The 20,256-nt window shown below is 52.9% G+C and carries 21 protein-coding genes; 6 read left to right on the plus strand and 15 right to left on the minus strand.

Translation table 11 applies throughout. The features are described 5' to 3' along the window. Positions 1-5 precede the first annotated feature (5 nt). The 3 genes from AArcSt2_RS12130 to AArcSt2_RS12140 are packed head-to-tail and all read right to left on the minus strand — an operon-like array spanning position 6 to position 3,097. A complete protein-coding gene (locus AArcSt2_RS12130) occupies positions 6-1,043 on the minus strand; it encodes an NAD(+)/NADH kinase (protein ID WP_250584973.1) in 1,038 nt (345 codons plus the stop codon). Further along, positions 1,044-2,051 carry an alpha-ketoacid dehydrogenase subunit beta gene (locus AArcSt2_RS12135; protein ID WP_250584975.1) on the minus strand — a complete coding sequence of 336 codons (1,008 nt, stop codon included), beginning with the start codon at positions 2,049-2,051 and terminating at the stop codon, positions 1,044-1,046. It lies immediately after the preceding gene. Then, positions 2,048-3,097: a thiamine pyrophosphate-dependent dehydrogenase E1 component subunit alpha gene (locus tag AArcSt2_RS12140; RefSeq protein WP_174653158.1), complete on the minus strand. Its 1,050-nt coding sequence runs from the start codon at positions 3,095-3,097 to the stop codon at positions 2,048-2,050. Before AArcSt2_RS12140 ends, AArcSt2_RS12135 begins: the two co-directional genes overlap by 4 nt. Positions 3,098-3,382: 285 nt before the next feature. Between AArcSt2_RS12140 and AArcSt2_RS12145 the strand changes: the two genes are divergently transcribed. After that, a complete protein-coding gene (locus AArcSt2_RS12145; RefSeq protein WP_250584977.1) occupies positions 3,383-4,828 on the plus strand; it encodes an RtcB family protein in 1,446 nt (481 codons plus the stop codon). A gap of 36 nt (positions 4,829-4,864) precedes the next feature. Here AArcSt2_RS12145 and AArcSt2_RS12150 read toward each other — a convergent pair whose 3' ends face one another. The 3 genes from AArcSt2_RS12150 to AArcSt2_RS12160 all read right to left on the minus strand — a co-directional run bounded on the left by AArcSt2_RS12150 (position 4,865) and on the right by AArcSt2_RS12160 (position 8,267). Beyond that, positions 4,865-5,716 carry a universal stress protein gene (locus AArcSt2_RS12150; RefSeq protein WP_250584978.1) on the minus strand — a complete coding sequence of 284 codons (852 nt, stop codon included), beginning with the start codon at positions 5,714-5,716 and terminating at the stop codon, positions 4,865-4,867. Positions 5,717-6,025: 309 nt separating this feature from the next. Further along, positions 6,026-6,799: an SDR family oxidoreductase gene (locus tag AArcSt2_RS12155; RefSeq protein WP_250584980.1), complete on the minus strand. Its 774-nt coding sequence runs from the start codon at positions 6,797-6,799 to the stop codon at positions 6,026-6,028. Between the two features lie 55 nt (positions 6,800-6,854). Further along, complete coding sequence (locus AArcSt2_RS12160) at positions 6,855-8,267, minus strand: amidohydrolase (protein WP_250584982.1); 1,413 nt, start codon at positions 8,265-8,267, stop codon at positions 6,855-6,857. Positions 8,268-8,404: 137 nt separating this feature from the next. Between AArcSt2_RS12160 and AArcSt2_RS12165 the strand changes: the two genes are divergently transcribed. Both AArcSt2_RS12165 and AArcSt2_RS12170 read left to right on the plus strand, forming a co-directional pair. Then, positions 8,405-9,544: a mandelate racemase/muconate lactonizing enzyme family protein gene (locus AArcSt2_RS12165; protein WP_250584984.1), complete on the plus strand. Its 1,140-nt coding sequence runs from the start codon at positions 8,405-8,407 to the stop codon at positions 9,542-9,544. Positions 9,545-9,596: 52 nt separating this feature from the next. Then, complete coding sequence (locus AArcSt2_RS12170; RefSeq protein ID WP_250584986.1) at positions 9,597-10,478, plus strand: CPBP family intramembrane glutamic endopeptidase; 882 nt, start codon at positions 9,597-9,599, stop codon at positions 10,476-10,478. On the opposite strand, the gene AArcSt2_RS12175 is transcribed toward AArcSt2_RS12170, so the two are convergent. Beyond that, complete coding sequence (locus AArcSt2_RS12175) at positions 10,462-11,349, minus strand: hypothetical protein (protein WP_250584988.1); 888 nt, start codon at positions 11,347-11,349, stop codon at positions 10,462-10,464. The genes AArcSt2_RS12170 and AArcSt2_RS12175 overlap by 17 nt on opposite strands. A 92-nt stretch (positions 11,350-11,441) precedes the next feature. Here AArcSt2_RS12175 and AArcSt2_RS12180 point away from each other — a divergent pair, with 92 nt between their 5' ends. After that, on the plus strand, positions 11,442-12,239 hold the full coding sequence (locus AArcSt2_RS12180; protein WP_250584990.1) for a DUF7847 domain-containing protein: 798 nt from the start codon (positions 11,442-11,444) through the stop codon (positions 12,237-12,239). Here AArcSt2_RS12180 and AArcSt2_RS12185 read toward each other — a convergent pair. From AArcSt2_RS12185 to AArcSt2_RS12210, 6 genes are all read right to left on the minus strand, one after another. Next, entirely contained in the window at positions 12,236-12,727 is a 492-nt protein-coding gene (locus tag AArcSt2_RS12185) for a DUF7332 family protein (RefSeq protein ID WP_250584992.1), read from the minus strand. The genes AArcSt2_RS12180 and AArcSt2_RS12185 overlap by 4 nt on opposite strands. A gap of 39 nt (positions 12,728-12,766) precedes the next feature. Then, complete coding sequence (locus AArcSt2_RS12190) at positions 12,767-13,138, minus strand: methylglyoxal synthase (RefSeq protein ID WP_250584994.1); 372 nt, start codon at positions 13,136-13,138, stop codon at positions 12,767-12,769. A 40-nt stretch (positions 13,139-13,178) separates the two neighbouring features. Continuing rightward, positions 13,179-14,279, minus strand: a complete 1,101-nt coding sequence (locus tag AArcSt2_RS12195; RefSeq protein WP_174653148.1) for an aldo/keto reductase — start codon at positions 14,277-14,279, stop codon at positions 13,179-13,181. 56 nt (positions 14,280-14,335) lie between these two features. Then, positions 14,336-15,520 (minus strand): DHH family phosphoesterase, encoded by a 1,185-nt coding sequence (locus AArcSt2_RS12200; RefSeq protein ID WP_250584996.1) that lies wholly within the window; start codon positions 15,518-15,520, stop codon positions 14,336-14,338. A 284-nt stretch (positions 15,521-15,804) separates the two neighbouring features. After that, a complete protein-coding gene (locus tag AArcSt2_RS12205; protein ID WP_250584998.1) occupies positions 15,805-17,010 on the minus strand; it encodes a transposase in 1,206 nt (401 codons plus the stop codon). Between the two features lie 9 nt (positions 17,011-17,019). Further along, positions 17,020-17,160: a hypothetical protein gene (locus tag AArcSt2_RS12210; RefSeq protein ID WP_250585000.1), complete on the minus strand. Its 141-nt coding sequence runs from the start codon at positions 17,158-17,160 to the stop codon at positions 17,020-17,022. Positions 17,161-17,222: 62 nt separating this feature from the next. Between AArcSt2_RS12210 and tnpA the strand changes: the two genes are divergently transcribed. Continuing rightward, complete coding sequence (tnpA, locus tag AArcSt2_RS12215; RefSeq protein ID WP_250585172.1) at positions 17,223-17,621, plus strand: IS200/IS605 family transposase; 399 nt, start codon at positions 17,223-17,225, stop codon at positions 17,619-17,621. A gap of 76 nt (positions 17,622-17,697) precedes the next feature. Here tnpA and AArcSt2_RS12220 read toward each other — a convergent pair whose 3' ends face one another. Both AArcSt2_RS12220 and AArcSt2_RS12225 read right to left on the minus strand, forming a co-directional pair. Then, on the minus strand, positions 17,698-18,597 hold the full coding sequence (locus AArcSt2_RS12220) for an SDR family oxidoreductase (protein WP_250585174.1): 900 nt from the start codon (positions 18,595-18,597) through the stop codon (positions 17,698-17,700). A gap of 29 nt (positions 18,598-18,626) precedes the next feature. Beyond that, positions 18,627-19,055 (minus strand): DUF5791 family protein, encoded by a 429-nt coding sequence (locus tag AArcSt2_RS12225; RefSeq protein WP_250585002.1) that lies wholly within the window; start codon positions 19,053-19,055, stop codon positions 18,627-18,629. A 109-nt stretch (positions 19,056-19,164) separates the two neighbouring features. Here AArcSt2_RS12225 and AArcSt2_RS12230 point away from each other — a divergent pair, with 109 nt between their 5' ends. After that, positions 19,165-20,253: a tubulin/FtsZ family protein gene (locus AArcSt2_RS12230; protein WP_174653145.1), complete on the plus strand. Its 1,089-nt coding sequence runs from the start codon at positions 19,165-19,167 to the stop codon at positions 20,251-20,253. Positions 20,254-20,256: the final 3 nt, after the last annotated feature.

Consider the following 20,256-nt stretch of genomic DNA (forward strand, 5'->3'; position numbering starts at 1 on the left):
TGCGGTCACCGTTTCTGTTCGATCGGCTGCATCGACAGTACACCACGATCGACTGCCTGCTGAAACACGGCCGGGATCGTCACGATTTGGGGCCCCGCATCAGAGACTGTAAACGTCACCTCCGCATCCGAAACCTCCCGTTCTCGTTCCCCGTCGGCGGTAACAACACCGCGATCGATCGACACCGTCCATGGCTCGCCGGACTCAATACGAACACACTCGGAAACCGAGACGGTATTGACAACACCAGGAACCGTAATTGCGCGGACGGTGTGTGCGTCTGCATCTGGCCCATCACCAAACCGAAGGCCAAGGCCACCGGCGTCATCTGGTGCACATGTTTGAATGCCGCCCGCAATCCCTGACAGACCAATTTCAGTCGGGAATGCGCGCGAAACCGCACCGCCGACGAACTCCGAGACATCAAGCACTGCACGCGTACCGATAAACGGCCGATCGAGCAGCCCCATTGTGGCAAGACCGGAGACGGTTCCAGAGCCGGCTTTTCCGTCGATCGTTGCTTCGATCGTCCCATGGCGCTGGGTAACAGCCTCGATATCAACAACATCTGTCGCAACTAGCCCAGCCGCCGCACCTGCAACAGTGCCGTCAATCGGTGTCGGGACGACGTTATTCGTCCCAGTGGAGATACTCACCATTGGGACATCACCGATCGTCGTCGAGACATCCCGGTTTGTGCCGTCGCCACCAAGTACAACCACACAGTCAGCAACGTCACTGAACTGTTCTGCCGCATTTCGGGTGTCTTTCGGTGTACCGGTGATCTGCATGTCAAGGAGTGAGACATCGGCGTCGATGTCGTCTGCACCGCCAACGAGACGCTGCCCAAGATCCGCACGATCGGGCATGACGAGCGCACGAATCCGGTCAGGGGCGAGTGTCAATCCTTGCAGGACACAGGTTGCAGTGCGGCGCTTTGCGTAGTTGTCACTCACGCTTGCGCCGCCGGTGAGCCGCCGGATGTCGCGGCCGGCAGCAGGGTTAACGATCACGCCAACCGTTGGCGTTGATCGATCGCCCATTCAGGTCAACCGCCTAATTGCTGCGGTGACATCCGCCGCACTTGGGAGCACCTCTTGTTCGAGCGATGGGCTAAACGGAATATGGGTGTCTGGAACACCAATCCGCTCTGGTGGTGCATCAAGCGAGTAGAACCCGTTCTCCATGAGCCGAGCCATCACCTCTGCATGTGTTCCGTATGAGATCGGACTCTCATCAGCAATGATGACACGACCGGTTTTCTCAAGGCTGTCAACAATCGTCTCCGTATCAAGCGGGTAGAGCGATCGCAGATCGATCACTTCAACGCTGAGTTCGCTATCTAGCTCCTCGGCGGCCTGCAACGACTCGCCAACAAGCCGCTGGGTTGCGATGACGGTTACATCATCACCCTCTCGTTCAACGTTTGCCTCCCCAATTGGGAGGGTGAAATCAGGATCGGTTGGGACCTCACCCGACTGCTCGTAGATCATCTTGTTCTCGAAAAAGAACACTGGATCGTCCGATCGGATTGCACTCTTGAGCAGTCCTTTTGCAGCCGCAGGCGTCCCAGGTGCGACAGCGATGATGCCAGGGAAGTGTGCAAACCAGGTGTGGACCGTCCCTGAGTGTTGGCTTGCGGCACCCATGCCACCACCTTCCGTTGTTCGGACCGTAATCGGCATCTCCGTTTTGCCGCCGAACATATAACGCATCTTCGCCATCTGGTTCATCGTTTGCTCCATTGCAACGCCCATGAAGTCGGAGAACATGATCTCGACGATCGGTCGAGAGCCAGTTGCGGCAGCCCCGACACCAGCGCCGAGGAATCCTGCCTCACTGATTGGTGTATCTTTGACGCGCTCTTCGCCAAAGTCCTCAAGAAGGCCGTTGCTCACGTCAAAGACGCCACCGAAGAGACCGACGTCTTCACCCATAAGGAAGACATCCTCGTCCCGTTGCATCTCCTCGCGCATTGCTTCGCGAATCGCCTCGCGAACAGTCATCGTTTCGGTACTTTTGCCGTGTGTTGTGCCGGTTTCAGTGCTCATTGGTCTGTGTTTGTTGGGGAGCCGCCGTCAGCGCGGACGCTGCGCCCGGCGAACATGGTTAGTTCAGGAACCGATACCGCGTACATATCGTCGTATGCTTCGGTTGGATCCGGCTCGTCTGCGTTCTGTGCGTATTCTGCTGCGGCTGCGATCTCTTCATCAACCTCCGCACGGAGGGATTCAACCTCATCATCGGTCATGACGCCTGCATCAACGAGTCTGCTTGCGAAGGAATCGATCGGACAGCGACTTTGCCACTCTTGAATATCGTCATCTTCGCGGTACGGCTGTTGATCACCTTCGAAGTGACCTCTGAAGCGGTAGGTATCTGCCTCAATGAATGTCGGCCCATCGCCGTTTCTGGCACGCTCTCTCGCTTCTTGCACTGCTTCGTACACGGCAGTGATGTCCATTCCATCGATCGTAAAGCCAGGAATGTCGTACGCTTCCGCAGTTTCGCTCAGGTTTTCGAGATTGTGCTGCTTCTCAACCGGCGTTCCCTCTCCGAACTGGTTGTTTTCGACGAGGAAAATGGCTGGAAGGTCCCATGTTGCTGCAAGATTAATCGCCTCATGGACCTGTCCCTGTGCGACTGCACCATCACCAAAGAATGCGAGTGCGACACGGTCTTCATCCTTTTGTGCTGCAGAGAGCGCTGCACCCGTTGCAAGTGGTGGGCCAGCGCCAACAATTCCGTTTGCGCCAAGCATCCCTGCGTCAACATCTGCGATGTGCATTGAACCACCTTTGCCGTTACAGTAGCCATCGCGTTTACCGTACAGTTCGGCCATCATCGACTGCGGTTCCAACCCTTTCGCAATACAGTGACCGTGCCCGCGATGGGTGCTTGTAATATAGTCGTCAGGCTCGAGTGCTGCACATGCACCGACCCCAACCCCTTCCTCTCCGATATACAGATGCACAAATCCAGGAATCTCACCATCTGCGAAGAGTGTCCCAGCCGTGTCATCGAACGATCGAATCAGCATCATCCGCCGCAATGCCTCTTTTTGACCGTCTTCAGTTTCTATGTCAATTGATACCATGCAAGTATAATGGTCGTTCGTGATGTATTAGAGGTTGCGGCAAATATCATGATCTAGAGGGGTCTAGATGCTTGAATTCAATGTATGCGGTTATCACATGGTATATATTAAATAGTACTGTCTAATGATAATTCGCTGCCAAAGACAGATTTGGACCAACAAACACTGAGCGCCAGTGTACAAACAGACAAACACAACCGACTGCAGCCGATATGTACCTCAACAGCTAACTACTCGTATGGTAGGATTACAGACAACACACGGGCATCAGTGGGAGGAATAACCATGCCGATCGAACTGACGGGAGAATACACCACCGCACGGATTATGACCGACGATGAGTCACTCGTTGAGCCGAATGTCCGCGAGCAGATTCAGTCGCTCCTTGATCACCCTGCATTCACAGAGCCGATTCGAATGATGCCGGATACACATCTCGGTGCAGGAGCTCCGGTTGGGTTCACCATGCCGCTTGCAGACAAGATTGTTCCAAACATCGTTGGTGTTGATGTGGGCTGCGGAATGGCCGCAACAAACCTCGGTGACCGGCTTCCACTCACTGACCACGATCGAGAAGCCGAAGTTCGCGCTGCGATACCAATGGGGCGCTCAGTACACGAGTACGACGAGGCACCGCATCTCGTTGATGCGTTCCCATTCGATCGCGCAAATGAGGTCTTTGACCAGTTCAACAGCGCATACGAGTCAACATTTGGCCGCTCGATCGATCCGATCGAGTTTGAATTTACAGGGTATGATGGGGAATACGTCAAATCACTCTGCGATCGGGTGCTCCGTAATCAGCGACAGGGAATCGGTCATATAATCAAAAGTGCTGGAACGCTTGGCGGCGGAAATCACTTTATTGAGTTCAACAAGGCGACACAGTCAGAAGACTACTGGCTTGTTATCCATAGTGGATCGCGATACCTCGGCAAATCGGTTGCTGAATACTGGCAACAGAAAGCAAATGAGTACCGATCGGCAGATTCGCTTCGGGATGCAATTCCGAGCGAATATAGTCCGTACTTCAAATTCGACCTCGAAACCGTGGGCGATGCTGCGTTACACCGCTGGGTCACCGGCGGCATGGGTGAGTCACATCTTAAGAAAGACAAAATCAGAGCAGATTTTACGGGGAAACAGATCGAAGAGACATTTGACCTGCTTTCGCGGCCGACCCAACTGATTGAGGCGCGGAATGACAGCCTCGATTGGCTGGACGGGCGGGAAGCAGACGGTTACTATGTGGATATGCTCTTTGCACAGCAGTATGCTCGCTGGAATCGAGAGCTAATGAGCGATGCCGTTTGTGATGTGCTTGCTATTGAGCCAGTCGATCGGTTCCAATCGGTTCACAACTACATTGATTTCAGAGATCTCACAATCCGAAAAGGCGCAACACCAGCACGAGAGGGACAACGGCTGGTGATTCCGTTCAATATGGCGGTCGGCTCAATCATTGCAGATGGTCGCGGAAACGACCAGTACAACCAGAGCGCCCCACACGGTGCCGGTCGTGTGATGAGCCGTGGCCAAGCGTTTGACACCATCTCAATCGAGGCGTTCCGAGCTGCGATGGATGGGATCTATTCGGAGTCAGTTGTTGAGTCCGTTAAAGACGAAGCTCCGATGGCATACAAACCTGCGGCAGCAATCGAGTCCGCACTCGAACCAACGGCAGAGGTAGTCGATCGGCTCGAAGTTGTGCATAATCTCAAAGCTCGGTGAACAGCAGGATTCGTCGTTTTGCCGATTGGCGTTGTGCTACCGGACGATCGTCGCTGAGACACCTGCCCGTCGCATAACTGTTTCAGCGGTACTCCCTAACAGAATACGAGCAATTCCCTCTCGGCCATGACTGCCAACAACGATGTGATCAATATCATGTGTGTCCGCGTGCTGGACAATGCCTCTAGCTGCAGATTCGCTTGCTTCGACGGCTGGTTCGATCGAGACACCCACATTCTCACCTTGTGTGACTGCATCCGAGACGAGTGCTTGAGCTGCAGCTCGGATTTGATCGTACTCGCGCTCGCTGTAGATTGGTCGTCCCCCACTGAACCACGCACGGTATGGATCGATAATATGCAATGCAGTGACTGAAGCGTCGGGAAATCGAGAAAACGTGTACGAAAGTGCCTGTTGTGCCTGTGATGCGTCATCAATTCCAACGAGAACCTTGGCTCCAGGGCGCGTAACTGCGGTGGATGCATTCGAGTCATCTCGATTTCGATACCGAAATGCAGTCACCGGGACATGGCTTCGCCGGGCAACCTGCTCTGTGACGCTCCCAAGAAGAACTCGAACAACACCTGCTCGTCCGTGGCTACCCATAATAACCTCATTGCAGTCGTGCTCCTCGGCAGCGGTTACAATTTCGCGACCCGTTGAACCAACCGTGGTCTCGGTTTCGATGCGATCGAGCTCATGTGGATCGATTCGGCCGGAAAGATCGAACACACGATCGACTTTTGACTCATATGAGTAGTACACGTCCCTCGGATCAATAACGTGCAGAAGCCGCACCTCTGCAGTTGGAAAGACCCCAAGGGCATACTCGATCGCAGCAAACGAGAGCGGAGAGCCATCTGTGGGTACAAGTACACGATCGACCATATACCATATCCCTCGCTGAACTGTCAAAGCCGTAGTTTCGGAGTACAAACCAGATACAAAGTAATTGTGTGCTAATGACAGTCATGGATGTGTGTATATTTTGGTATCTGGTAAGTTCGGTTAAGTACACAGTCACGCTATTCATGAGACATGCGCGAATCAATGATTACTGACGAGGAAATGGAACGGATCCGCGCGTTTGCCCGTAAACCGATGTATAAACGAAGTAGTGATGACCTTCTCCCCAGTGCCAAGGCTGACGAAGAGAAAGAAGAATAATCTCTGCCGATAGTTCAGGCGCTCACCACATCACTGTGTATGAGCCATTCCTCCATCGATAACAAGCGACTCACCATTGACGTAATCCGCGAGATCGCTAGCAAGATACAATGCAGCGTCAGCAACATCTTCCGGCTGGCCTGCTCGCCGGGATGGAATCGTTGAAACATAGCCCTCCTCGGCTTCAGTTCCGAAGATAGCGACGTCGTCGGTAGTCATTGCCGTCTCGATCAGACCAGGGTGAATTGAATTCACGCGAACACCATCTGGCCCTAATTTTGCTGCAAGCGAGTACGTCAGCAGCCGGACTGCACCTTTTGAGGTGCAGTAGGTCACAAAGTCTGCAGAGCCTTGCAGTCCAGCGACGCTGGAAATGTTGATGATGCTTCCCCCACCGTTTTCAACAAGTCGCTTTCCAGCTGCTTGTGCACCGAAGAAGACACCCCGAACGTTGATGTCCATAATAAAATCATACTCCTCTTCGGTTGTCTCAAGGAACTCCTCACCCCGAAAGACACCCGCGTTATTGACCATTACATCAATCCCGCCAAAGTCGTCTGCTGCGGCTACCGCAGCCTCCAGATCATCGATCGAGGTGACATCACACTCGACATACGTTGCATCAACACCATACTCATCAGCGACGAGTTCATGCGTTGGCGTGCCGCCTTCTCGTGGCTCCGACTGAATATCTGCGTTGACAATATTGGCACCTTCTTCGGCATACCGGATTGCGATCGCTCGTCCGTTACCGCTCGATCCACCTGTGATCACTGCTGTCTTGTCCGCAAGAAGCTTGGACATGACAGACCCTCCACATGTGGGGAGTTAACTATTTGCACCTATCAACAACAAGTAATCACCGATCGACAAGATCTGCGGGGGTAACATCGGCTGGAAGTCCAGATGTATACGCTATCTCTGCGGTTCGATCGGCAAACTCGTTCTGTGCGTCTTCGATGCGTGCTGGTTCGGAGAGCAGTGTTGCAAGTGCGCCGCCGATCGTTTTTGCGGCGTACAACATCCCGTTTGTTCCAACACTGCCGCTTGCAGCGACCGCTTGCCAAGAGTGCAGTGGCGTCCCAACCGGGAACGTTGCAGTCGTCATTCGACCAAGCGGGACAACATGGCTCACGTCACCGGAATCTGTGGAGTACGACCCAGTCTTCCCAACATCATTCGGTGCAACAGGATCTGTGAGCAGCGGTTGTGTCTGCGCCTTTTGTTGGGCGTCTTCGGTTGGGAGCTGTGCAATTGCACCTGACACATCGCCAATGGATTCCTTGAGCTCTGCAGCCAGCTGTCGATCGCTCTCGCTCACACTGAAGCCCCCGAGTTCGTCCATCGTCTCAACAATAAGATCACCAAGCGCGTGATTCGGCAACACGTTGTATGCTGCGGCAGTTTTACGGATCGTCACATCAACATCAGCCATCATCGCTGCGCCCTCAAAGATATCTGTCACCCACTCGCTGATTGCTTCAACGTGCGATCGGGTTGGTGCCCGGACCAAGTATTCGCCGCGAGCAACCGGTGGAACGACGTTCGGTGCGGCACCGCCCTCTTTGATTACATAATGGATACGGGTTGCATCAGGGACGTGCTCTCGCATATGTTCGATCCCCATGTTTGCGAGTTGGAGTGCATCTAACGCGCTTCGCCCTGCGTGCGGCTCTGCAGCAGCGTGTGCAGAGACACCGTTATAGGTTACTTCCCAGCTATCAACAGCAAGACTGCTCCCTTTTCTGGCCGAAGTAAACCAGCCGGGATGCCATGAAACGATCGCATCGACATCCGAAAATGCACCGTCTCGGATCATGAACGGTTTACCAATGCCAACCTCTTCGGCAGGCGTCCCAAAGTAGATCACCGATCCAGTTAGCTCACCGGCAGCGATCGCATCACGAACCGCAAGCGCAGCACCCAAACTCCCGACGCCAAAGAGATTATGTCCACAGCCATGTCCTGGCGCGCCAGGCTCAACTGGCTCTCTCTGTGCAGTTGCCTGTTGTGAAAGCTTGGGCAGCGCATCATACTCGCCCATCGTTCCAACGACCGGCCCTTCATCACCAAAGCGGGCAACAAACGCGGTCTCCATCCCTCCAACACCGGATTCGATCGTAAATCCAGCATCTGTTAACACTCCTTTAATTTCTGCTGCTGCATACGTTTCATCCAGCGCTAGCTGTGGGTGATCCCAGATATCCAGCGCAAGCGCAGAAAGCATCTCTTCTCGTTCATCAACAGATGACACGATCCGATCGAGTAACATTGGGCGTAGTTCAGATACCGAACATAAATAGCTGTGTCCAGCGGCCAACGACGAACATCGACGTGTTGGATTGTTTTTTACTCCAGCCGTTCTTCCGGCTCCATCGACCTTTTATCATGGTTACGCAATCAGAGAGTATGAAAGTCGTCGATCTCGAAGTTATCCCTGTCTCAGTACCTGAAGCGACTGCATACGAGACAAGCCTCTCGCTTGCATCCGACCAACAGACAAATACGTATGATCATGTCGTCGTCCGAATTGAAGGCGAAAACGGGGCTGTTGGCTGGGGGGAAGTTGCTCCCACTCCGTTTTGGCCACGAGGACTGACCCAACAGAGCTGTGCATCACTTATCGAAGAGCAGCTAAAACCGATCGTCGTTGGATCAGATCTGTTCAGAATCCCACGGACGATCGAAACGATGGAGCGGCGCATTTCCGATATGCCGTTCCCCATCTGTGCGGTCGATATTGCGCTGTATGACCTCCTTGGGAAAACCGTTGATCGACCAGTGTACGACCTCTTGGGTGGGCCAAAGAACGCGGATCGATCGATTGACCTGCACTATTCGATCGGTATTAAATCACCCGAAGAGATGAAAGAGGACGCAGCCAACGCTCTCGAGTCGGGGTACAACGCCTTCAAAATCAAAGTCGGTGGTGATGATCCAGACAGTGAACGGGAGGCGATCGCAGCAGTCACCGATGTTGTCGAGGATGCAAAAATCAGGGTTGATGCAAATCAGGGCTGGATGCCAGATGAGGCAATTCGAACGATCAGAATGCTTGACGAAGCCGCAAACGGTCTCGTACTGGTTGAACAGCCAGTTGCGTACGACGATCTCAACGGACTCCGACGGGTCAAAGAAGCGGTCAAACCGCCGATCCTTGCGGATGAAGCCTGCTTTTCGCCACGTGATGTTGCGGCGATCGCCCGACAGGATGCAGCGGATATTGTAAACATCAAACTGGCAAAAACAGGTGGTCTCTACAACGGACGGCAGGTCGCAACCGTTGCAAAAGCGCACGGACTAACCTGTTTCATGGGTGGGATGGTTGAACTCGGAATTGGACTCGCTGCAAACGCACACTTCACACTTGCCTCCCCCGAAATCACCTATCCAACCGGTGCGCTCAACATCCACGCAGCATCGTCACTGCTCGAAGATGATGCACAGTGGTCTGCAACTGACGGTGAATTTTCAGTGCCCAATAAGCCAGGGCTTGGCATCGAGATTGATCATAATGCACTCTCGAAGTACCGAACAGACGAAAAATGACATATCAGCTCTTCTGAAGCCAACATAAACCGATGTGAGACCATACGTATGTATGGGTTACTGGCTGGGCTTTCGACCAACACATCGCTTCAAATCGATCGTCCAGCAGCATGAGCCGTGGATTTTTCCGATCCTATATTTGGGATGGGCGCTGCTGTTCTGGATTCCACTTATTTTCTCCGATGCACCGGTGTGGTCGATCCCAAACGTCTTTTTGCTCCTTCTTGGTGGCATGAGTCCGGTTGTTGCAGGAGTTGTACTCCTGTGGGTTACTGCTGGATGGAACGGGTATACTGATCTCGTCCAACGACTCACTGAAATCAACCGAATTCCCCGTCAATGGTGGCTCATTATCACCCTGTACTATCCCGGTTTCACATGGGGTGTCGCGGCCATCGTCCTTGTGCTCGGTATCACTGACACACCGATTACACTCATTTCGATTGATCGCTTGAGTGATCCAGCAGCCGTTGTGCTTCTCATCGCAGTTGCATTCGTGTTTCCAACCGTCGAAGAGATCGGGCTTCGCGGCTACTGGTTCGACCAGCTACAAGCGCGGTGGAGCGCACTCACAGCGAGTTTGATCCTTGGAACTGTGTGGGCACTGTGGCATCTCCCGCTGTTCTACATGACTGGGTACTACAGCACGACAACCTTTGACCCGCAATTATGGTGGTTCCTTCCAAGTCTTGTATTCACTGCAATCATCGGAACGTGGGTCTACAACAATACCCAACGGAGCGTGCTTGCCGTGATTTCATTACACTTTTTTGGCAACCTTACAGGAGAGGTTGTAGGGCTTACAAGTGGTATTTCCCCGCTCGCTGCTGCGGTGACGATCGCGATCGCTACACTCCTTGTTGCAGTATATGGTCCGGAATCATTGCGGGGGTGGAACACAAAACGGCCGATCGCACCTAGATACGGAAACTGAGCACAATCAGTAACACGCCAAAAAGTCCAAGAATGGAACCCAATAGAAACAGCACAAAAACCTCGTTCGTAAGGAGCCAAATCCCACCGAGAAGAAACAAAAAGAGCGCACCAAGCACAAAAAGGATACCTCGAGTGACCCGATCGGCTCGTTCAACTGTATTTGTCTCCACAATCGTAGCCAATGCTGCTTCAACTGCGTCTGCAGTCGCATGTGGTACCACGAAAAGATATGGACTTGCGATCCAAGCGCTTCCCCTTGATCGAAGCAAAAAGAGAACGCAACACGGCGTCGAAATCCGCCGAAATCCACACAACCCATCCAGCCGTCGTGTGTTCGATCGATCGCGAGTTGCCGTACTGACAGTACAAACTGGCTTGTCAGGATTCGGGTCGATCGTGTAGGTGGTTCCAGTGCTAGCAAAAAAGACAATCCCGAGAAAGAGCCCAACAGTCAACGGCGATCCACTAATTAACAGCCATGGAGCATCAAGCACGCCCCAGGTAAGAATGAGAATCCCACTCCCACCGATCGTAACCCACAGCGGGCTCAGTGTGGAGACACCCGAAATGTGCTGTCGAATCCACTGCCGGATCTCGCGCTGTCGTTGACTGGAGACGTTTCGATACCCGGAGATGAGATACAGCGCAGACGCCGGTCCACCAACGAGGAATAACACCCCAACAAGCAGAACTGTTGACGGAGAAATACCGTCTGAAACAATAGCGGGTACCGCCAGTATCGCCACAGCTGCAATTGCCACAAGTGAGGCAACCGCAATTCCGAGACAGACGGAGTACAGCCGGATATACCGAACAGGCCCCCACGAAACGGGTTCTAGTTCGGTTGGAGGAGCATTCAAAGCGGACATTAATACTACATGTTGCAGACATGTTAAAAAGGATAGTGTAGACAAATTCGGAGACCAATAGAGCCATTAAAATGTGTCTTGAGATGTACAATATGGCTGCCCTCCAATCATTCGCAACCGCAGTCCGCACTGTACTCAAGACGCCACTCCTCCTCGCCATTGGTCTTGCATTCGGTCTCACACAATCGCTGCTGGTCGTGACCCAACAGTATCCGACACTCAACCTCGTCGTCTCTGTGATGTGGAATCTCGGCTTTCTGTTTGTCCTCCCGTTTTTCCAAGGTGGACTCATTACAGCGGCCGATCGTGCACTCAGTGGCCAATCGTCGCGAGCAACATTTTTTGATGGTGGAAAGCGCCACTACGTCCGGCTGTTCTTTGCATATATTCTCTTACTCGGTGCGTCTGTCCTGTTTGGACTGGCTATGCTGCTGGTGCTTGCGATCGGATTCGTGACGCTTGTTGTCTCGCCTGTTGAAGCGAGTGTTGGCATAGTTGTACTCGGTGTCGCAGTTGTGGCACTGTTTTTCTGCTACTTGTTGTTCACTGCACTCATCCAGTTCTATGCGCATGCGATCGTGCTGGATGACTACGAACTTGTCTCTGCGTTTGCCCGAAGCCTCGGTGTGGTCCGAAATAATATTCTAAGCGTCACTGGCTATACGATCTTGCTGGTAGTCGGTGGTGCAGGCTTTGGACTGCTTGCAGGGAGCATCTCGCTTCTGTTTGCACCGACGGAGGGTTCATTTTCACTCTTGCCAGTCTCATTCGGCTTTCAACTCGGGGGCATGGTCGTTTTGATCGCCATGACTGCGGTGTTCGTTGCGGTATATGCCACGTACTCGACGGCATTCTATCGTGAACTAACACGGAAACAGAGTTCTCCCTAACAGACGGCATCTCCGATCGGTGCATCGATCGGTGCACCATCATCGCTGTAGCTGAAGTCGCCACCAGTCATCCCAGCAAACATCGGTAGCGAGAAATCAAACTCGAAGGCGACTGAAAACTGGGCCATCGGATCGGCAAGGAACGCAGTTGGCTCTCCAACACCCTCAAAGAGCACACCAGCTCGAAGCAGAATAATATACTCGTCGCCGGTTGTCCCGGCCATCTCAATACCCATCGATCCGGGCGCTCCTAAATTGGTTAGCAGCGAGAAATGGACGATCGAATCAATCTGTGGCCCTTCTGAGCCGATCGTAATCGAATATCCTTCCCCGGGGAAACACTGACCAAACTCCTCCTCGGCCTGTGGTTGCACATCGGCTGCACCAATCGTCGATGCGGAGGCGGCAGAGACACCAGCCAATAAAAACAGGCCGATACCAACGGTCGCGATGACGACAATCGCAACCGATCGACGAAGAGCAGTCATATAGATGACCAGTAGTCGATCAGATATAATAACTCCGCCTCAGGAGAACATTCCGGAAATAAAGTGTTCTGCGGAAGCCAGGTTTGTGGCTAATGGAACGTCGTGAACGTCACAAATACGCAGCAGTGCGGATATGTCTGGCTCGTGTGGCTGTGCACGGAGCGGATCACGGAGGAAAATAATACCATCACAGGTACCGTCTGCAACTTTCCCGCCAATCTGGAGGTCACCACCCAACGGCCCTGATTCTTTCCGATCGACCTCTAGGTCGGTTGCTTCCATGAGTCGCTTTCCTGTTGTCCCAGTTGCCATAATGTCCGCACGGGAAAGCGTCTCCTGGTGTTCTTGGGCAAATTCAATCAGATCTGATTTCTTTTTATCGTGTGCGATGAGCGCGATCTGAAGTGTCATTACTACGTGGTGTGTGCGCAGAGACAATCAACGTTCGCACTCACTCAAACACTGCATCGAAGGCGCTTGCGCCGAGCGGATCAAACGTCCCTGCAGCTGCGTTCTCTGGAACGTGATCCGGCGTTCCCATCCCAACCAGCGAGCAGGTCACTCCCGGTGCACTACGAGCAAAGTTGATCGCTCGCTGAACAGCTGTATCACCGGATACCTGTGCACCAACGTCTGCAGGGATCCCACTCGCAAGTTCGCCCTGCCCGAGACTTGCACTTGTAAACACAAACAGTCCCGCTTCGTGTGCGACTTCAAGCGTGCTGAGTTGTCGTGTCTCTCCATCGATCGTGTACGTGTGATTCTTCCGTGAGAATGCATCCGACATATGGATATTAAATGGGAGCTGTAACGTCGTCAGCCCATGTTCATCAACACCGACTCGATCGGCTGCTTCTTGTGCGATCGTCAGCAGTTTTGGCAGCGAAAGGTACTGCTCGTGATCAGTTGGGACACGGAACCCATCCCATGTCGCCACACCGTACTGTCGGATATCACCTGCTTTTCGGCGGCGCTCCAACAGTTCAAATGTTGATTGAAGCGTCTGGGAGACGGTCTCTCGATCGCGTTCGAGTAGCTGTGTCTCCGGATTGTGGACGTAGTAACAATCAATTGTCTCGACACCTAAATTTGAGAGCGATTGATCGAGTTGGTCGGAAATATACGTCGGCGCGATACAATGACTCCCCCGCACAAGTGTTGCTGGGTCGACACGGCCCGTATCGATGAAGCGGTCTTGGATATACGCACTTGGATTCTCCGGGCGTGAGCCATCAAACGGGAGAAAGCCACCTTTTGTTGTGAGAACGATCGACGCTCGATCGATCGATGTCTCTTTCAATACTGCTCCAATTACCCGTTCGCTTCGTTGACAGCGGTAGTTGATGGCGGTATCAATAACATTGATCCCATGTTCGAGACCGCTCGATAGCGCTTCAGCATACCGAGCATCTTGTACCTCAGTCGGTGCACCAAGATATGTCCCAATTCCAATACTCGAACAGACACCCGGCGGGTATCGCCGAAAGTAGGTTCGTCCATATGACCCACCAAATCGGTCACGATACCCCCATGTTCCGCTTGCGGTACCCATACACGCTGTTATCTCTCACGCTCGAAAAGCGTGCTGTCCGCGCCGTGAATTCGATGTTAGATATCGCCAGCGAGCACCTTAAACAGCCGATCAGTGAACGAATCGCGTGAAAATTGCGTTTCAGGGCCGGTGTCTCCGCCATCTGGTAGCCCGGGCTGGATGTTAATCGTTCCACCACCCATTCGTGCATGGCCACCGGCACCGGCATTTGGAAGCGGCTCAACTGCGGTCTCAAGGGCCTTCCCCATATGTACGCGATCGTCTCGTGATCGACCAGAGATGTGCAGTGTTCCCTCACGTTCTCCACAGATAACAACCGCAGTGACTCCTTCAAGCCGGATGAGCTCGTCTGCAGCTTGTGGAATTGCATCTGCGTTTGAGACCGACCCCACATCACAGACCGCAAACGAACCACGGATTTTTCGACCAGCAATGGCACGTGCCTTCACTTCAAGCACTTCTGCATCGACAGCAGGATTGGTGATCCGATCGAGTTGATCATCATCCACACCAGGATACAGATATGATGCTGCCGAAAAGTCCGCACCTGTTGCACCCACAGTGAGCCGGTTCGTATCTGCTAAAATCCCGCAAAGGAGCCCCGTTGCGACTGCAGACGGAACTGTGTAGCGAGCACCAGTCTCGCTTGTATGTCTATCTGCAGGAACTGGAACGGCACCAATATCTTGGAAGTACTCCGCGATGATGCTTGCACAGGCACCGTAGTCGGTTCGGACATCAGTAAACAGTTCACCGGTACCATCCCCGGGGTGATGATCAACCACCGCAATCGGGAGGATACCATCTGCACCCGTAAACCCACGTGGCTCGTTATGATCAACAAGAATGACATCTTCTGCAGCGAGGTCGGTGACGTGGTCAATGACGTCAAAATCGAGATCCAAAACAGTCTGAAATGCACGGTTCTCCTGGTGTCTGATCTGTCCGGCATACTGGATTGTTGCGTCTGTATCGAACTGCTCTGCAAGCGCAGCAACGCCCGTTGCAGCCGACATCGCATCTGGGTCCGGGTTTGGGTGCATTAAAATCGAAATCTCATCTCGCTCTTTGAGAAGCCGTGCAAATCGTTTTCCGTGAGGCCGTCGCCAGCGTACGATCGCGTACACAAACAAGATGACAGCACCGAACAGAAGCGCCGCTCCAACGACAAACTCCGGCTGTGTCTGTGCAAACTCCGTTGCTTCGGCGTAGAGGTCCCCGGTGCCGACTGCGGTCCGCATATGACACATAATCAGTGGCATCTGGTATCAACTTTCCCCGTTTTTTGTCCTCAGATACTGGTCATAACCCACCTGAGATATTGTGAACAACCCCGACCACAAGGGTCGGGGCTTCTTCGTGGTTCCCTCAGATTATCGCTAACACTCCCTGCAACCTTGACGCCTACCCGTTCCAGAGCAAGGCCATCTCAACCGGTTACGAGGGATGAGGCCGGGCGGTTCACACGCCCCGATGCCCACCGTCGTCGTCCGAAAATCGAAGATTTTCGTGATCACGAAAGACTCTATCTTTCGAACGACACCTTCCGAACTTGAGGAAGGCTCTTGAGAGCAGGCACATCTAACAAACACTTCTTCAATCCACGCTTCGCAATGTTCACCGACGCATTCCTATCCGAATGGTCTTGGTGACCACACAACTTACACTTGAATCGCTTCCGCCGTCGATTCGCTCGCTCGGCGTGTTCACACGCAGTCAACGCACAGCCCTGACTCGTGTACTCCGCTTCAACCGAAGCAATCGGAACACCTTCAAACGCTGCTTTGTACGCAATGAACACTTGCGTTGCACGAAACGGCATCGCGTGGAGCCGACGATTCATCCGAGTGCCGTAGTCGATTGACTCACGCATATCCTTGAGGTCTTCAAGAGCAATGCACGGGTCAGGAAACCGCTTCGCAAACTCGACTACAGCCCGAGACAGTTTGTGGAGCCTGTCGTGGACGAACCGATACTCCCGGTCACGAACCACCTTCTTGTACGACAGCTTCCCCGCATTCTGCATCCGCTTTTTTATCGTGAAATAGCGATGACGCTCAGACTTGATTTCGGGGAAGTCGATAACAAGCGTGTCGAGAACTCCCGTTTCATTCATCGCTGTCAACGCGATGTTATCCTCGTTCACATCCACTCCAATCACCGTCTTCGAGTCGGTTTTGTCTCGAACGGTCTGCGTCTGGTGGGTGACGTTGACGTGAAGTTCAGCACGGCCATCTGTAAAGAGGGCTTCAGCCGTCCCTATCTTCCACTCGCCACTCGACAACGCGGCTTTTAGCACGTCGAGATGCACCGGGTCTCCAACGAGTGTCCCCCGAACTGGGTGATATGGTTTCGGAGAGATACGGAACGAAACGTCACCGTCGTCGGTGAGTGAGAGCGTATATCCTTCTTTGTGGTTCATCCGCAGAGGGTATAGCCCAGTTTTGGTGTGACTGGGAATGTTGTAGTCGTCGTATTCGTAGTAGTTCTCCATCGCTTCGAGAGCTTTCTTGACGACCAACTGAGTGTTATTCTTCACGAGGGTGGCGTCTTGCTCCATCTGGCGACGGATGTCATCCCAGTCTGCGCCTTGTTTGGCGAGGTGGATGGTGTCGTTGTACACTGAGCGCGATTCTTGTGTGGACTCGAAGACTTTCACCTCATCACCCTCTTCGTAAAACTGGAGTTGGAGTGGGAGGGTTTTCGTGAGGCCTTGGTCTTCGATGTCCATGCGTGCTACTCACTCAGTGTCTTCGTCGTACGTCCACTCTCGGAGGATTTCTCGTACGACATCGGCTTTTGTTCGGTCTTCGTCGATGCATTTCTTCGAGAAGTCTTTGTAGAAGTCCTCCTCGAAATCGACGGTGAATCGTCGTGTCATCTTTTTTGCAGTAAATACTTAGAAGTGTATTCACTTAAATGTTGTTACTTCGTGTAGTGTGTATAGAGGCGACTCGCTCAAACCACACAGTGTACAATATCAACTATCATTTCGTGTGGTGCCCCCGGTATCGACACTCATTTTTCGACTACGTTGCAGAGACATTGGAATCGGAGTTCCATGCGATTATCGAGCGGAACGACTACGAGTTGCGGTCGTTGCATATCTCTCCTGACCATGTTCATGTGTTCTTGGGAGCGCATGCAAAACACTCGCCAAGTGAGATTGTGTCACGGTTGAAGAGCGTGACAGCACGAAGATTGTGGTCAGAATATCCCGAAATGATGCGGTCGTTGTATTGGGGCGGTGGGTGTTGGGAGCGTTCGTTCTATGTGGGAACAGCAGGTGAGGTGAGTCGAGAAACGATTGAACAGTACATCAATCGCAGTGAGCATGTGTAGTCTTTCGACGGGCTTCACCCCCGACCTCAAGGGTCGGGGTTCTCGCCCTGCTCCGCCTATAGAATTGCCGGAGATGCTACTCGTTTTGGGAGCGCTTGAACGCTGCAACTGCTGCTGCGTACCCCTCTCGATAGGTTGGATACTGGAGCTCGTAGCCAAGCTCACGGAGTTTTGTATTGGAACATCGTTTGCTGGTCTTGATCCGCCGTTGCGCTGCGTCTGAAAGGTCGCCCGCTGCAAGGCGTTCAGCTTTTGTTCGTTTTGGAGGGTGTTGAACACCACACTGTTCAGCAAGCCAGTCTGCAAATCCCCATTTGTCAGCGGGTTCGTCATCAGCCACAAGCACAACCTCATCACGTGCAAGATCGTTTGTCAATAGATGCGTGATCGATCCTGCAGCATCATCTCGATGGATCATGTTTAGGTATCCCTCTGTGACTGGCCCCTCAATATATCGGGAGAGTCGATAGCGATCGGGGCCGTATAACCCTGCAAAGCGAGCGACCGTTCCATCGATGCCATACTCTTTTGCATACTGTCTGGCAACACGCTCTGCCTCGGCAAGGACGATCGTTTTGTCTGTTGTTGGGTTCACTCGTGTTGACTCATCAACCCACTCGCCATCATGATCGCCATACACTCCCGTGCTTGAGGTATAAACAAGGCGCTCAGGAGGATTCGATCGCGAGCCATATGCTGCAATCGATGATTCCAATCCCTCAACGAAGATTCGCTCTGCTGCGGTCGCATCACGCCCACCTGAGCTGGCTGCAAATATGATCCATCGTGCATCCGGTAGCTTTGCCAACGAATCTGGATCGCTAACATCACCCTCGACGGCAGTGAACCCTGCTTCATCGATCGAATTGAGGCCGTCTTCGGACCGACGGACACCAACAACACTGTATCCTGCGTCGGTAAGCTGTTTTCCGAGTTCGATTCCAACGTACCCACAGCCAAGGATCACAACGTCCACTCGTTCTGTAACCGTTTCACTCATAAGTATCAGTTGTTCGCCGTTTCAATAACGTGTTGAATCGCGGCAAGCGCTTCGAGTGTCATCTCTGTTCGGCCCTCAAGTGCTTGCTGTACTTCCTGTCCGGTTAGGTCAACTTCGATTTTTGCAGCGATCGCATCGACACTCAAAATTCCGGCCGTCATTCCCATGAGAAGGTGATCTCGAAGTTCGTAGACGATCGCTTCAGTCTCAGGGTGCGTATCAGAAACAGCAAGGATTGCGGCTGCATCCTCAGTTGTAACACGTGGTGTTTCGCCGGCTGCAATTGCATCGATCGTTTCGGCTGAAACACCGGACTCGTTTGCAACCACCGATACGCCAACGGTGTCTATTACCGTTCGAAGCTGCGTGTAGTACGCTGTCAAAAGCGACTCTGGAGAGGCCAACTCTGGCTCATCGACCGCATCATATAACATACGCTGATGTGGGTCCGTTGTGCCGAAAAACATTGCCTTGTGTTAGTTCTCTGTCGGACAAATCCTGGTCGGGGCAACATTGAAGCCGCACGGTTACGGATTACTGCTCATGAAAACAGTTCTCGTTGGCGTGGGACAAGCAGGTGGGAAAATTGCCACGGCCCTCTCCGAGTTTGATGCTCAGATGGGTTTTAACTCAGTTATTGATGCTGTTGCAATCAATACGGCAAAAACGGATCTCTCTTCGCTTCCAATTGAGACAGTGCTAATCGGGCAATCACAGGTTAGCGGACACGGTGTCGGTGGGGATAACGAACTTGGGGCTGAGGTTATGCAATCAGATATCCAAGAGGTGATGGGGACACTCAGCAGCAAGATTCACGCAAATGCAGAATCGATCGTTGTCATAGCTGGATTAGGTGGCGGATCCGGTTCCGGCGGGGCACCAGTTCTCGTCCATGAGCTCAAGAAGGTGTACGACGTTCCGATCTATGCACTTGGCGTCCTTCCGGGGAAAGATGAAGGGACGATGTATGCGGTAAATGCAGGTCGATCGCTCAAGACGCTTGCGCGGGAAGCAGATTCACTCATGCTGCTTGACAATGACGCGTGGAAGGCAAGCGGTGAAAGCGTCAGTGAAGGATACAACGCAATTAATAAAAACATTGCACGGCGCTTTGGTCTCTTGTTTGCGGCTGGCGAAGCAACCGAAGGTGTCGGTGAAAGCGTTGTTGATACAAGCGAAGTGATCAATACACTCCGATCGGGTGGCATTTCCGCACTCGGGTACGCAAGCTCACCAGCAGCGGAAGACCCCGCAGAGAATATCAACGTCGTGATGAGCGCTGCCAGAAATGCGCTCCTTACTGGGTCAAGTGTGCCTGGTGCGACGGATGCGGATTCAGCGCTGCTTGTGATTGCTGGAGAGCCGAAGCGAATCTCTAGAAAAGGTGTCGAAAAGGCGCGGCGGTGGCTTGAAGATGAAACCGGCAGCATGCAGGTTCGAGGTGGTGACTTCCCAGTCAAGTCCGATCGAATTGCTGCGCTTATACTGCTTGGGGGAATTGAACGCTCAAACCGGGTGAATCAGTTCATCGAACGTGCACGACAAGCCGCAAAAGAACAGAAAGAAGAGGACAAAAAGAAGGTTGATCAGAAATCGTTGTTCCAAAACGATGAACTTGAGAATCTTTTTTAGAAC

Source organism: Natronocalculus amylovorans, assembly GCF_023638035.1.
In the GTDB taxonomy this organism is placed as follows: Archaea; Halobacteriota; Halobacteria; order Halobacteriales; family Haloferacaceae; genus Natronocalculus; species Natronocalculus amylovorans.

Coding starts and splice junctions, on each gene's coding strand:
- AArcSt2_RS12130 (WP_250584973.1), bottom strand. CDS start 1,043: ATGGGCGATCGATCAACGCCAACGGTTGGCGTGATCGTTAACCCTGCT.
- AArcSt2_RS12135 (WP_250584975.1), bottom strand. CDS start 2,051: ATGAGCACTGAAACCGGCACAACACACGGCAAAAGTACCGAAACGATG.
- AArcSt2_RS12140 (WP_174653158.1), bottom strand. CDS start 3,097: ATGGTATCAATTGACATAGAAACTGAAGACGGTCAAAAAGAGGCATTG.
- AArcSt2_RS12145 (WP_250584977.1), top strand. CDS start 3,383: ATGCCGATCGAACTGACGGGAGAATACACCACCGCACGGATTATGACC.
- AArcSt2_RS12150 (WP_250584978.1), bottom strand. CDS start 5,716: ATGGTCGATCGTGTACTTGTACCCACAGATGGCTCTCCGCTCTCGTTT.
- AArcSt2_RS12155 (WP_250584980.1), bottom strand. CDS start 6,799: ATGTCCAAGCTTCTTGCGGACAAGACAGCAGTGATCACAGGTGGATCG.
- AArcSt2_RS12160 (WP_250584982.1), bottom strand. CDS start 8,267: ATGTTACTCGATCGGATCGTGTCATCTGTTGATGAACGAGAAGAGATG.
- AArcSt2_RS12165 (WP_250584984.1), top strand. CDS start 8,405: ATGAAAGTCGTCGATCTCGAAGTTATCCCTGTCTCAGTACCTGAAGCG.
- AArcSt2_RS12170 (WP_250584986.1), top strand. CDS start 9,597: ATGGGTTACTGGCTGGGCTTTCGACCAACACATCGCTTCAAATCGATC.
- AArcSt2_RS12175 (WP_250584988.1), bottom strand. CDS start 11,349: ATGTCCGCTTTGAATGCTCCTCCAACCGAACTAGAACCCGTTTCGTGG.
- AArcSt2_RS12180 (WP_250584990.1), top strand. CDS start 11,442: ATGGCTGCCCTCCAATCATTCGCAACCGCAGTCCGCACTGTACTCAAG.
- AArcSt2_RS12185 (WP_250584992.1), bottom strand. CDS start 12,727: ATGACTGCTCTTCGTCGATCGGTTGCGATTGTCGTCATCGCGACCGTT.
- AArcSt2_RS12190 (WP_250584994.1), bottom strand. CDS start 13,138: ATGACACTTCAGATCGCGCTCATCGCACACGATAAAAAGAAATCAGAT.
- AArcSt2_RS12195 (WP_174653148.1), bottom strand. CDS start 14,279: ATGGGTACCGCAAGCGGAACATGGGGGTATCGTGACCGATTTGGTGGG.
- AArcSt2_RS12200 (WP_250584996.1), bottom strand. CDS start 15,520: ATGCGGACCGCAGTCGGCACCGGGGACCTCTACGCCGAAGCAACGGAG.
- AArcSt2_RS12205 (WP_250584998.1), bottom strand. CDS start 17,010: ATGGACATCGAAGACCAAGGCCTCACGAAAACCCTCCCACTCCAACTC.
- AArcSt2_RS12210 (WP_250585000.1), bottom strand. CDS start 17,160: ATGACACGACGATTCACCGTCGATTTCGAGGAGGACTTCTACAAAGAC.
- AArcSt2_RS12225 (WP_250585002.1), bottom strand. CDS start 19,055: ATGTTATATGATGCGGTCGATGAGCCAGAGTTGGCCTCTCCAGAGTCG.
- AArcSt2_RS12230 (WP_174653145.1), top strand. CDS start 19,165: ATGAAAACAGTTCTCGTTGGCGTGGGACAAGCAGGTGGGAAAATTGCC.